Below are 11823 nucleotides of genomic sequence, written 5' to 3' on the forward strand. Positions count from 1 at the left end.
CACGTCACTTCCGCAAAACTCAGCCGGTCGCATCGCGAACTGGGAGTGCGCTGACGGGAGTTGCTTCAGCCAACACGCCGCAAAAATTCCTCGGTTTCCATCAGTTCGAGCTGCACGGAAAACCGATCGTGCAGGAGTTCCAGCGACGCATCATAGGTGTCGTCGGCGCTGCTGCAGACGGCGTCCTTCAGTACGATCACACGATAGCCGAGATCGATGGCGCCAAGTGTCGTGGCAAGCACGCAGACATCGGTTTCACCGCCTGTTATCACCAGCGTATCGACCCGCTCCGACTGCAGGATCGGATGGAGGCGGCCGTCGATCCAGGGGGAATAGGTGCGTTTGTCGAAGTGCCTTGCCGGCGGAACCAGAGATGCCAGCGATGCGGCCAGATCGACGAGGTCGCGCGGAAGGTGCTCGCCGGTCATCATCCACCATTTCCGGTAATAATCCCGCCATTTTCCCGGCATCTCGTCGGCATGATCGGGCGGCAGGAAGCGGGTAAAGATCGTTCGGGACGGGTGCCGTCCGGCGAGCTCCTCGATCTGCGGCGAGACCCGCGCCATCCAGGGAACATGCCACGGCGTGTCTTCGGCAAACATCCGCTGCATGTCGACGCAAAGGTGCCGCCACTCGCCGATCTCGCCCATCACATCCTCCGTTCTCCGGGCGTCAACCGCCGCCTGCGGCGAAAGTTCCCCTAGCTGGCGGATGCTCGGAAGCCTTTCAGGCGACCGCGTCTGGAGCGTTTGTCAGCGATCCGGCGGCGCTCGCAGTTTCCCGGAAACAGTCGAGTTCGCGCAGAGGAACCGGTTTGGAGAAGAAATAGCCCTGGAGGTCGGTGCAGCCGAGGGCGGCCAGAAAGTCGCGTTGGTATTCGGTTTCAACCCCTTCCGCCGTCGTCGAGATGCCGAGGTTGCGGCTGAGCGCGACGATGGCGCCGATGATCGCTGCCCCGTTGGCCTTTGTGCCAAGCAGCGAAACGAACGATCGATCGATCTTGATGCGGTCGATGTCGAAGCGCATCAGGTGGCTGAGGCATGAAAAGCCGGTTCCGAAATCATCGAGCGAAATCTGAATACCCCGGCTACGCAGCGACTTCAGCACCGAATAGACGTCGGAATTATCCTCGATCAGCGAGGATTCGGTGAGTTCGAGCTCAAGCCGCGATGGCGGCAACCCGCTCTCCTGAAGCACGGCGAAGACTTCCTCGGCAAAATTCGGCCGTCGCAACTGGGCGGGAGACACATTGACGGCAACAAACGTATCGTTAGGCCATTTGCAGGCGGCTCGGCAGGCTTCGCGTAACACCCAGAACCCGAGAGCGTCGATGAGGCCGCCCTCCTCGGCGACAGGGATGAAGCTGGCGGGTGTCAACAACCCGCGCTGGCTGTGACGCCAGCGCACCAGGGCCTCCGCACCCGAGGCCGAATATCCGCCCTCGGCGCGGTGCACCGTCTGGTAATAGACCTCCAGCGATCCGAAGTCCGGCCTGTTTGCAACGAGATCCGGGTGTGGACCACCTGATGAGGCCGTGCCCTTGGCCAGAACTTCGCGCAATTCGTTCTTGAGAATGTCGCGCGCGTTTCTGCCGCCGTCCATGGACGGCGAATAGAAGCGCCATTGGCCTCTCCCGCCCATTTTTGCCTCGTAGAGCGCGACGTCGGCATAGCGCATGATGTCGTCGGCATTCCGGCCGGCATCCGGTACGACGGTCACGCCGATCGAGCCGCCGACGCGGGCGACCGCCTCGCCGCGCAAAAGCGGGAAGGGCTTGCCAAGTTCGGCTACGATCGCCTCGCATATTGCCGGCAAAACTTGATCATAATCTTTGATGTCCCTGAGAAGCAGGGCAAATTCGTCGCCTCCGAGCCGGGCAAGCGTGTCGCCTGGGCGCAGTATGGAGCGGATCCGCTCCGCAGCCATCCTGATGAGTTCATCGCCGGCGGCATGGCCGAACGTGTCGTTCACGGCTTTAAAGCGGTCGAGGTCGAGAAGCGCAACGGCCGACCGCTCGGTCGAATTCCGGGTCTCGGCCAGGCACTCGTCGAACCGCATCGCGAACAAGGCGCGATTGGGAAGGTCGGTCAGCACATCATGCAAGGCAAGCTGGCGTGCATGCAGCTCGCTTTTCTTCAATTCGCCGAGACTGCTTCGCAGGCGCACCAGCAGAACCGAAAACAGCACCGCGATCACCAGGGCGGCAATCGACAGTGCCGGCATCAGGCGGCCGATGACCCTCGACCCTGGAAGATCGGGCCGCCAGACGATGAAGCCGATCGGTTCGCCGTTTGCCGTCGCGTCGATCTGAAACGCGACCTCGTTTTCGTCGGCATCGGCGGTGCGCGCAAAGCGCGCGCCGTTGAGCCCCTGTTGCCGGCTCAATTCGTCGAGCGCCGCACCATCGATAAACCGAACGACGATCAGGAATTGCCGCATCCTCTGCTGCCGTCCCTGATCGGCGTCGTTGATGGCGACGACGCCGACGATCGTCGGGCGACCTTCCAGCCGCATCAGATTGGCCAACGCACGGTTGGAGCGGGCCGCGCTCGCAAGGCGGCTTTCCATCGAGGCCGGTGTTCGTTCGGGCGCCGTCCCTTGTCTGACCCCCAGGCGGGCATCCTGAAGGAGAGGCAAAAACAGAGGCTTCATCCAGCGATAACGCTTTTCCGTCTGGGCGTCCGCCAGCATGAGCAGCTGGGCCTTCTCGTCGACGACGAAAGCCTGGTCGTAGCCGAAGGCGGACATTGCGGTCTGACTGATTGCACTGCCGGCCGCTGCCGTCAGGACGGCATCGAGACTGGAGGAGCCTCCGGTTGAACGGGCGGCAGGATAAACGCGCGTGAGATAACCGTTGCCGAACTGGCCGATAACATGTGCGACCTGATCGACCTGCTCCCGCAGGCGCGCATTCACAAGCTGGCGCTGGCGATCAAGGGCGGCAGCATCGCTTTCGGTTCCTGCCCACAGCGCCGACAAAACGACGAGACCAATCGCTCCAAGCCCGCTGACGGCGATCAGAAAGAGAATTCTTCCCGAGGCGATCCAGGATTGCTGAAACGTATTGGAGCTGGAAGGAACAACGATGTGCAAGCCAAAACCCCTGAACACCACCACGCGGGCGCATGCGTCGACGCTAACAAAGAAGCGTTCACGTAGAATTAAAAGCTACGGCGCAGTATGGGCGAGATCGATTACGCCCTAAGGAGCTCCCGACGATGCTGCGCATATCCCTTCAGACTATGGTGCGCGGAGCGCTGATGGCGGGCGGGCTGGGTATCTTCTTGGCCGCAGCCTTGCCATTCCAGGCGGCCGCGCAAGATCCGATGCCGATGCGGATTGCCGTCGAAGGCGCATTTCCGCCCTTCAACTATCTCGATGCCAACAACAAGCTTCAGGGCTTCGACATCGATATCGCCAATGCGCTTTGCGAGGTCGGCAAGTTCGAATGCCAGTTCATCATGGAGAAATGGGACGATATCATCCCCAATCTCGTTGCCGATAAATACGACGCGATCATCTCGTCCATGTCGATGAGCCTCGAGCGGCGGCAAAAGGTTGCCTTCACGGAGAAATATTACAACAGCCCGTCGGTGTTCATCGCCCGGAAAGATTCGCCGATCAGCGATGTCAGCCCCGCCGCTCTCAACGGTAAAATCCTTGGGGTAACGTCGTCGACGGCGCAGGAATCCTACGCCAACCATCTTTATCCGGAGATGAAAAAGAAGGTCTTCCGGTCTTCGCCTGAATTGTACAAGGGATTGTCGGACGGCAGCGTCGATATCATCCTGGAGGACAAACTCGCCATTTACGACTGGATCGCCAATACGAAGGCGGGAACCTGCTGCGAGTTCAAAGGACCGGATCTGGTCGACGTCACATATTTCGGTGAAGGTGCCGGTATCGCGCTGCGCCTGGATGACAAGGAACGCCTTACGCGCTTGAACGAAGCGTTGAAGACAATCAAGGCGGACGGGACCTATGACATGATCAACGCAAAATATTTCCCGTTCAGCATCGAGTAGTTTTGCCGACAGGTTCTTACGATTGAGAGATTCAAAATGTTGCAGCGCCGCGCGTCTGAAAAGAAGTGCGGCGCTGCAAATTTGGTCTTCAGTCCTTGGCTTTAGGCGGCTTTTGCCACCTCGCCATGCGGATCGAGGACGAATTTCGTCGCCGCTCCGTGGTCGAAGCTCTCATAGCCGGCGGCGGCCTCGTCGAGCGGAATGACCTTGGCATTGACGATATCGGCAATCGGCAACCGGTCGTGCAGGATCGCCTGCATGAGCTGCCGATTATACTTGAGCACCGGCGTCTGGCCGGTGTGGAAAGACTGCGCCTTGGCCCAGCCGAGGCCGAAGCGGAGCGACAGATTGCCCTGTTTGGCGGCATTGTCGACGGCCCCCGGATCCTCGGTGACGTAGAGACCGGGAATGCCGATCGAACCTGCGGCGCGGGTGATCTCCATCATCTGATTGAGTACGATCGCCGGCTGTTCACCGCCCGAATGGCCACGTGCTTCGAAGCCGACAGCGTCGATGGCGCTGTCCACTTCATTGCTGCCGACGACCTGTGCGATCATGTCGCCGAGACGGTCGCTCTTGGAGAGATCGATCGGTTCGAAACCGACTCTCGCCGCATGCGCCAGGCGGTCCTTATTGAAGTCACCGATCATGACGACGGCGGCGCCGAGGATGCGCGCCGAAGCCGCAGCCGCAAGGCCGACAGGACCGGCGCCTGCGACGTAGACGGTCGATCCGACCCCGACGCCTGCGCGCACCGCGCCGTGGAAGCCGGTGGGCAGAATGTCGGAGAGCATGGTGAGATCGCGGATCTTCGCCATCGCCTTGTCCCGATCCGGGATTTTAAGCAGGTTGAAATCGGCATAAGGGATGGTGACGTAGCGCGCCTGTCCGCCGATCCAGCCACCCATGTCGACATAGCCGTAAGCGCCGCCGGCGCGGGCCGGGTTCACCGTCAGGCAGACACCGGTATCCTGTGACTTGCAGCAGCGGCAACGGCCGCAGGCAACATTGAACGGCACCGAGACGATATCGCCGATGTCGAGCATCTCGACGTCGACGCCCTTCTCGATGACCTCGCCGGTGATTTCATGGCCGAGGACCAGACCCGGCATTGCCGTCGTGCGGCCGCGGACCATATGCTGATCGGAGCCGCAGATATTGGTCGAGATTACCTTCAGGATGACGCCGTGCTCGATGCGGCGGCCGTCGGGCGCTTCCAGCTTCGGGTCGTCGATGTCGCGAACTTCGACCTTGCCCGGCCTCAAATAAACGACGCCTCTATTCTTGCTCATGGATTCCTCCCATTCGTTGAATGCCTCGATCTGCAACCGATGCAATCGATGGCAACTTTCCTCCGGTCTGCCTCCTCTGCAGGCCGGTAATCATAACGCCGCATCGGCGATATTCGAATTTCGCAAATAGACGGGACAGATTTGATGGAGGGGAAGAGTGAAGACGATAGGTGTGGCCTGTCGTTCCGCTCGTCATCACCGCCGCAATCCGCCGATTTGCTGCGCAAAGAGCTGGTTTCCGGGCTCCAGAACCTCCTTTTGATTCATCTTGGAATCTTCGGTCGGCCTTCCAACGGTTCTGTCGCCAGTAACGAGCGCCTTGAACACCACAAGAAAACCATGCCCGGCGGAAAACAGCGCCCGAAAAAACGACATGGGTGCAACTCAAAGACGACAGTCGGAAAACTGTGGATAGCATGCCGCCGACAGGTATGAGTTGATCCCCGGAATAGGGCGGTTTTCCGGATCGGTTCAGAAGATTTGATTGCAAGTCTCCGATCAAATCGTTCGAGCAATGCAGGGTTCCTCCGCCGCTTCGCGCTGTGATCGCATCCGCTCGACAGCGGCAGGCGCCGTTTCCAATCGTGATTGGACATCGGCTGCGACCTGAGCCACGCTGTTTTTGGGAGCGGACCATCTATTTTTCTCAAGGATAGGAGGCCGAAATGGAACAGTATGCACTGGAGCAGTTGAAAACGATTGCGAAGGTCAGCACGACCTGCAAGCGCCTTGAATTAACGCGGCGCGAACGGATTGAACGGTGGGCGGAAAGTCTCGAACGCAGCCCCAGACCGTTTCTTAGGACGCTTCACGAAACGGAATATCAACCGATCGAAGATCGGATTGCCATGCGGGATGATGACACTCCGATCTCTGTCGCATTCGCTGATCCCATTCTGCGGGCGGCAGGAATGGAAAATGATAGCTATGGAGAGGCCAGGCGGTTCTTCGAGCTCAGCGACGGGGAATTGCACGAGCTTGTCTGCTTCTGTCATTTTGGTGAACGTGTCAGCGCGGCAACGATCGCTCGCCGGGTGCGAAAGATGGCAGATCCCAAACCAAGCGGTTTTTTTGCTCAGCTCCGTGCGTTCTTTGGCTAATTGAGGCCAAGGCCACATGAAACGGCCGCCACGGCAATCGGCGACGTGCTTAGCCGTCGTAAGTCCGCCGGCCCCGGTTGACGTCGACCGCCGTGTGCCAGAACACCGCGCCGAGGATGATCGCGCCGCCGAAATAGGTGGCGACGGGCGGCTGCTCTGAAAACAGCAGCCAGACCCAGAGGGGTGTCAGCACGATTTCCATCGTGCCGATCAGCGCCGCCTCGGCCGGCGGCATCCGCTTCGCCCCTGCGAGGAAGAGCACCAGTGCGAGGGAAAAATTGGTGGCGCCGAAGGCGGCGAGGACGATCCAGTTGTGCAGGTCGAGCGAGCCGACCGAACCGAAGGGCGCGAAGATGACGAGGGTCAGGAAAGCGCTGACGACGGTCGGCGGCAGGCTCGGCACGCCGGGGCTGATGCGCGGAATGATGATGACGAGCGCGAAGGAGGCGGTCATGCCGAGCGCCAGCAGATCGCCCCAGCCGGTCCCGCCGTCGATCGATGAGGCGACGATGACGGCGACGCCGAGGAGCGAGACGCCGCCGGCGATCAGCGTGCGCCTGGCGACCCTCTCCTTGAGGATGAGCCAGCCGAACAAGGCCGCGATGAACGGCGTCGTCGCATAGATCATCGTCACATTGGCGACGGTGGTCATATAGAGCGCCCCGATGAAGCAGCCCTGACTGAAGGTCTGGCATGCGATCATCGCAAGACCGGAGGGATGGAAGACGGAACGCCATTGCCGCCGCGAGATGCCCCCTTCGAGGAAAAGGCAGGGGATCAGCAGGAACAGGCCGCCGAACAACGACCGCCAGGCGATCGCCGTCCATACGTCGGTGGTCAAGAGCCGCGAATAAACGCCGCTCGCACTCCAGGCGAGCGTCGCGGCAACGATGAGAAGCACACCCTTCTCGTGCTCGCTGCCCGCGAGGCGCGTGGTCGGATTTTCTATGGTCACGCAGATGGTCTCAAAGAAGGAAGTCGAACGCGGTTCTTTTGTGCGCCGGGAATTGACATTAGACAAACGAATAGTAGAGATGGCTGCCATCGATTTTTTCTATGGCTGTCCATGCGCGAACCAATCGAGAGCGACCTGCTGAGAACCTTTCTGGTCGTCGCCGAGGCCTTGAACTTCTCGGCGGCTGCCCAGCGCATCGGGCGGACGCAATCGGCCGTCAGCACCCAGATCAAGAGGCTCGAGGAGGCGATCGGCGAGATCCTTTTCGAGCGCGGTGCCCGCGGCGTGCTGCTCACCCGCCAGGGCGTGCAGCTCGTCCCCTATGCCCGCAGGGTGATCGATCTCTTGAACGAAGCCGCCGTGACGATCCGCAGCAAGCCGCTCGACGGGCCGGTGCGTATCGGAATTCCCGAGGAGTATAGCCAGACGGTGCTGCCGGCAGCCCTTGCGGCTTTCGCGGTGCGCCATCCGGCGGTCGAGGTCACCGTTTCCTGTGACTACACGGTTCGCAACCTTTCCGCCCTGGAACGGGACGAACTCGATCTGGCTGTCGTTTTCGACTGGAGCGATCAGAACAAGGGCGAGGTTCTCTGCATCGATCCGACGGTCTGGGTCACATCGATGGTCCATCGGCTGCACGACATCGATCCGCTGCCCATTGCGACCTATCGCAACTCCACCTGGTCACGCGACTTTGCGCTGCGGTCGCTGGAGCAGATCGGCCGCAACTACCGCATCGCCTTCATCGCCGATACCGGCTCAGGGCTGAAGAATGCCGTCACCGCAGGCCTTGCCGTCACCACGCTTTCCCGCAGCAGCATCCCGCCCGGCTGCCGGGAACTGACTGCCGAAGACGGCTTCCCGCCGGTCGATTCCTCGAAGGTCGTGCTCCGGCGCAATCCCTACCGATCCAGCGAAGCAGTTCGCGAACTCGCAGATATGTTACGAGACGCCTTCCAGCCTACGTCGGCGTGATGCGGCGACGCAGGCGGCGCCTCGTCTCGGACGGGCTCTCGGAAAAACTCGCCCGGTAGCTTCTTGCAAAGGCCGAGGCCGAATTGAAGCCGGTCGCCGCCGCGATGTCGGCGAAGGAGGCTGTCGTCTCGATCACCTTGCGCCGCGCCGCGTTCAGACGCAGCGCGAGATAATGCACATGCGGCGGCGCGCCGATGCTCTGCTGGAAAAGATCCTGCAGATGCCGGGCGCTGATGCCCACTCTGCGGGCAAGCCGGGCCAAAACCAGAGGCTGCTCGATATGCTCTTCCATCAGTCGCACCGCCTGCGTCACCCGGGGATCATGCATGCGCAGGCCCGCCGAGGCCGCGGACAGCGGTTCGTCCACATGGAAGGAAGGCTGCTCGTAACGGAACAGCCGGCTGACTTCGAGCGCCAGCGAATAACCCTGCCGCTGCCGGATCACCTCCAGCATCAGGTCGACGGTCGGCAGCGATCCTGATGTCGTCAGCCGCTTGCCGTCGATGACGAAACGGTCCTTGACGGCCCCGACCTCCGGATAGGCCAGGGCAAAATCCTCGTAATCCTCCCAGTGGACCGTCGCCCGCAGCCCATCGAGCAGGCTTGCTTCGGCCAGCAGCCATGTGCCGGACTCGATGCCGGCAATGATCGGGCGGTGGCGGGCCGCCTGCGAAAGCTGCATCTTCAGCGCCGGCGTCGCGCTGCAACGCCAGTTATAACTGGCCAGCACGAAAAGCGGCGTCTCCTCTGCCGTCGCCTTGAAGCTTCCCTCAGCCGGGATGGCGATAGCGCTGGTGGTCGGGACCGGCGCTCCGTCCGGCGTCAGCAGCCGCCAGCGATAGAGTTCGCTGCCGGCGATGCGGTTGGCGCCGCGCAGCGGCTCGATGACCGACGCGATCAGGATCAGGTTCGTATCCGGCAGGACGAGGAGATCGATATCGAGCCGTTCCGTCGATCGTTGCAGCAAGCTCGCCTCCCTCTGGTTCTGATAATGTATCAATGACGTCCGAAAATGCAAAGCATCTCCGCCAATCCTGCCGCGTAATGCCTGACAAGACGGGGAGAACAAAAACATGCCTCTTGCGATGAACCGCGATGTCTTCATCACCTGTGCCGTCACCGGCGCCGGCGATACGGTCTCCAAATCCAGCCACGTTCCCATTACTCCCAAGCAGATCGCGGATTCCGCGATCGACGCCGCCAAGGCTGGGGCGGCCGTTGTTCACTGCCATGTCCGCGATCCGGAAACGGGGGCCGCCAGCCGCCGCAACGATCTCTACAGGGAAGTCACCGACCGCATCCGCTCGGCGGATATCGACGTCGTCCTCAATCTCACCGCCGGCATGGGCGGCGATCTGATCTTTGGAGACGTCGAAAGCCCCCTTCCCCTCAATCGGAGAGGCACGGATATGGCCGGCGCCAGCGAGCGGGTCAGCCATGTCGCCGAATGCCTGCCGGAGATCTGCACGCTCGACTGCGGCACGATGAACTTCAATCTCGGCGACTATGTCATGACCAACACGCCGGCCATGCTGCGGGCCATGGCGAAAAAGATGACGGATCTCGGCGTTCGGCCTGAGATCGAAGCCTTTGACACCGGCCATCTCTGGTTCGCCAAGCAGCTCGCCGAAGAAGGTCTGATCGAAGATCCGGTGCTGATTCAGCTCTGCATGGGCATTCCGTGGGGCGCGCCCGACGATCTCAACACCTTCATGGCGATGGTCAACAACTTGCCTGACAGCTGGACCTTCTCGGCCTTTTCGATCGGCCGCAACGCCATGGCCTATCCGGCGGCGGCGGTTCTGGCCGGCGGCAACGTGCGCGTCGGCCTGGAAGACAACCTCTTCGTCGGTAAGGGTCAGCTCGCCACCAATGCGCAGCTTGTCGAAAAGGCGGTGCAGGTGGTCGAGGGCATGGGCGCACGGATCATCGGACCGGAAGATGTGCGCAAGAAGCTGAAGCTGACGAAGCGCTGAGGATATCATGACCAAGATCAGCAAGGCGGCCTGTATCGGCGGCGGCGTCATCGGCGGCGGATGGATCGCCCGTTTCCTGCTGGCCGGCATCGACGTCGACGTCTTCGACCCCCATCCGGAAGCGGACCGCATCGTCGGCGAGGTGATCGCCAATGCCGAACGAGCTTATGCCATGCTGACCGGCGCGCCGCTGCCGCCGCGCGGAAGGCTGCGTTTCTGCCCGACGCTTGCCGAAGCCGTCACGGACGCCGACTGGATCCAGGAAAGCGTGCCGGAAAGGCTCGATCTCAAGCGCCGCGTGCTGACCGAGATCGACGCCGCGGCCCGCCCGGACGCTCTGATCGGTTCGTCCACCTCAGGGCTGCTGCCGACCGATCTGCAGCGCGACATGACGCATCCCGAACGCCTCTTCGTCGCCCATCCCTATAATCCCGTCTACCTGCTGCCGCTCGTCGAAATCGTCGGCGGCGCAAAGACCTCGGCGGCGACCATCCGGGCGGCGATGGAAAGGCTGCCGCCGATCGGCATGAAGGGCGTCCACATCGCCAAGGAGATCGAGGCCTTCGTCGGCGACCGCCTGCTCGAAGCGCTCTGGCGCGAGGCCCTGTGGCTCATCCACGACGATATCTGCACCGTCGAAACGCTCGACGACGTCATCCGCTATTCCTTCGGCCTGCGCTGGGCGCAGATGGGCCTGTTCCAGACCTACCGCATCGCCGGCGGCGAGGCCGGCATGCGCCACTTCCTCGCCCAGTTCGGTCCCTGCCTGGCCTGGCCCTGGACCAAGCTCACCGATGTCGTCGATCTCGACGATGCCCTGATCGAAAAGATCGGCCGGCAATCCGACGGGCAGGCGGGGGATCTCTCGATCCGCGCGCTTGAACGCATCCGCGACGAAAACCTCGTCGGCATCCTCCAGGCGCTGAAGGGCGGCGACGGCGGCAAGGGCTGGGGCGCCGGCAAGCTGCTGAAGGATTTCGAGCAGTCGCTCCGGGCCGAAGGCGGCGCTGACGCGTCTTTCGACCCGTCGAAGCCGCTGCGGCTCGTCGAAACCAAGGTCAGCCCTGCCTGGGTCGACTATAACGGCCATATGACCGAGCACCGCTATCTTCAGATCTTCGGCGATACGTCTGACGCGCTGTTGCGCCTCGTCGGCGTCGACCTTGCCTATGTCGAGGCAGGGCACAGCTATTACACGGTGGAAAGCCATATCCGACATCTCGGCGAGGCGAAACTTGGCCAGGCGATCCACGCCACCTGCCAGATCCTGTCGATCGATGAGAAGCGGCTACATGTGTTCCACACCCTGCACGATACGGCGACCGGCGAAGCTCTCGCAACCGCCGAGCAGATGCTGCTGCATGTCGACAGCGAGGCCGGCAAGGCCACCCCGGCGCCCGCCGCCGTGCTCGGAAAGGTGAGAGCGATTGCTGCGGCCCATGCGGAATTGGCGCTGCCTGATGGCGCCGGCCGTCACGTCGGTCAGAAGCGTTAGGAGGA

At 61.8% G+C, this 11823-nt stretch carries 11 protein-coding genes; 5 read left to right on the plus strand and 6 right to left on the minus strand.

All coding sequences use genetic code 11. From position 1 onward, the window contains the following. Positions 1–65: 65 nt before the first annotated feature. Positions 66–650 carry a cysteine hydrolase family protein gene (locus tag BBJ66_RS29095; protein ID WP_071092147.1) on the minus strand — a complete coding sequence of 195 codons (585 nt, stop codon included), beginning with the start codon at positions 648–650 and terminating at the stop codon, positions 66–68. 76 nt (positions 651–726) lie between these two features. Then, positions 727–3114 (minus strand): putative bifunctional diguanylate cyclase/phosphodiesterase, encoded by a 2388-nt coding sequence (locus tag BBJ66_RS29100; RefSeq protein WP_190238062.1) that lies wholly within the window; start codon positions 3112–3114, stop codon positions 727–729. A gap of 104 nt (positions 3115–3218) precedes the next feature. On the opposite strand from BBJ66_RS29100, the gene BBJ66_RS29105 reads away from it, so the two are divergent. Continuing rightward, on the plus strand, positions 3219–4025 hold the full coding sequence (locus BBJ66_RS29105) for a transporter substrate-binding domain-containing protein (protein ID WP_071092150.1): 807 nt from the start codon (positions 3219–3221) through the stop codon (positions 4023–4025). A 101-nt stretch (positions 4026–4126) separates the two neighbouring features. Here BBJ66_RS29105 and fdhA read toward each other — a convergent pair whose 3' ends face one another. Together fdhA and BBJ66_RS29115 are read right to left on the minus strand one after the other, a co-directional pair. After that, a complete protein-coding gene (fdhA, locus tag BBJ66_RS29110; protein ID WP_071092710.1) occupies positions 4127–5317 on the minus strand; it encodes a formaldehyde dehydrogenase, glutathione-independent in 1191 nt (396 codons plus the stop codon). Between the two features lie 195 nt (positions 5318–5512). Beyond that, positions 5513–5692: a hypothetical protein gene (locus tag BBJ66_RS29115; protein ID WP_071092153.1), complete on the minus strand. Its 180-nt coding sequence runs from the start codon at positions 5690–5692 to the stop codon at positions 5513–5515. Positions 5693–5982: 290 nt separating this feature from the next. Between BBJ66_RS29115 and BBJ66_RS29120 the strand changes: the two genes are divergently transcribed. Next, positions 5983–6417, plus strand: a complete 435-nt coding sequence (locus tag BBJ66_RS29120; RefSeq protein WP_064841648.1) for a hypothetical protein — start codon at positions 5983–5985, stop codon at positions 6415–6417. 49 nt (positions 6418–6466) lie between these two features. On the opposite strand, the gene BBJ66_RS29125 is transcribed toward BBJ66_RS29120, so the two are convergent. Further along, positions 6467–7372 carry a DMT family transporter gene (locus tag BBJ66_RS29125; RefSeq protein ID WP_071092156.1) on the minus strand — a complete coding sequence of 302 codons (906 nt, stop codon included), beginning with the start codon at positions 7370–7372 and terminating at the stop codon, positions 6467–6469. A gap of 111 nt (positions 7373–7483) precedes the next feature. On the opposite strand from BBJ66_RS29125, the gene BBJ66_RS29130 reads away from it, so the two are divergent. After that, on the plus strand, positions 7484–8347 hold the full coding sequence (locus BBJ66_RS29130; protein ID WP_071092159.1) for a LysR substrate-binding domain-containing protein: 864 nt from the start codon (positions 7484–7486) through the stop codon (positions 8345–8347). Here BBJ66_RS29130 and BBJ66_RS29135 read toward each other — a convergent pair. Further along, on the minus strand, positions 8334–9422 hold the full coding sequence (locus BBJ66_RS29135; protein ID WP_443217148.1) for a GlxA family transcriptional regulator: 1089 nt from the start codon (positions 9420–9422) through the stop codon (positions 8334–8336). The genes BBJ66_RS29130 and BBJ66_RS29135 overlap by 14 nt on opposite strands. Here BBJ66_RS29135 and BBJ66_RS29140 point away from each other — a divergent pair. Together BBJ66_RS29140 and BBJ66_RS29145 are read left to right on the plus strand one after the other, a co-directional pair. Then, positions 9421–10323 carry a 3-keto-5-aminohexanoate cleavage protein gene (locus tag BBJ66_RS29140; RefSeq protein WP_071092163.1) on the plus strand — a complete coding sequence of 301 codons (903 nt, stop codon included), beginning with the start codon at positions 9421–9423 and terminating at the stop codon, positions 10321–10323. The two genes, BBJ66_RS29135 and BBJ66_RS29140, sit on opposite strands and share 2 nt — an antisense overlap. A gap of 7 nt (positions 10324–10330) precedes the next feature. Continuing rightward, complete coding sequence (locus tag BBJ66_RS29145) at positions 10331–11818, plus strand: carnitine 3-dehydrogenase (protein ID WP_071092166.1); 1488 nt, start codon at positions 10331–10333, stop codon at positions 11816–11818. The last annotated feature ends 5 nt before the right edge of the window (positions 11819–11823 follow it).

Source organism: Rhizobium sp. RSm-3, assembly GCF_001854685.1.
Taxonomy (GTDB): Bacteria; Pseudomonadota; Alphaproteobacteria; order Rhizobiales; family Rhizobiaceae; genus Rhizobium; species Rhizobium ecuadorense.

What these genes read in the sequence shown, in the direction of transcription:
- BBJ66_RS29135 (WP_443217148.1), bottom strand. Translation starts at nt 9,422, where the DNA reads ATGTTTTTGTTCTCCCCGTCTTGTCAGGCATTACGCGGCAGGATTGGC.
- BBJ66_RS29140 (WP_071092163.1), top strand. Translation starts at nt 9,421, where the DNA reads ATGCCTCTTGCGATGAACCGCGATGTCTTCATCACCTGTGCCGTCACC.
- BBJ66_RS29130 (WP_071092159.1), top strand. Translation starts at nt 7,484, where the DNA reads ATGCGCGAACCAATCGAGAGCGACCTGCTGAGAACCTTTCTGGTCGTC.
- BBJ66_RS29145 (WP_071092166.1), top strand. Translation starts at nt 10,331, where the DNA reads ATGACCAAGATCAGCAAGGCGGCCTGTATCGGCGGCGGCGTCATCGGC.
- BBJ66_RS29105 (WP_071092150.1), top strand. Translation starts at nt 3,219, where the DNA reads ATGCTGCGCATATCCCTTCAGACTATGGTGCGCGGAGCGCTGATGGCG.
- BBJ66_RS29095 (WP_071092147.1), bottom strand. Translation starts at nt 650, where the DNA reads ATGGGCGAGATCGGCGAGTGGCGGCACCTTTGCGTCGACATGCAGCGG.
- fdhA (WP_071092710.1), bottom strand. Translation starts at nt 5,317, where the DNA reads ATGAGCAAGAATAGAGGCGTCGTTTATTTGAGGCCGGGCAAGGTCGAA.
- BBJ66_RS29115 (WP_071092153.1), bottom strand. Translation starts at nt 5,692, where the DNA reads ATGTCGTTTTTTCGGGCGCTGTTTTCCGCCGGGCATGGTTTTCTTGTG.
- BBJ66_RS29120 (WP_064841648.1), top strand. Translation starts at nt 5,983, where the DNA reads ATGGAACAGTATGCACTGGAGCAGTTGAAAACGATTGCGAAGGTCAGC.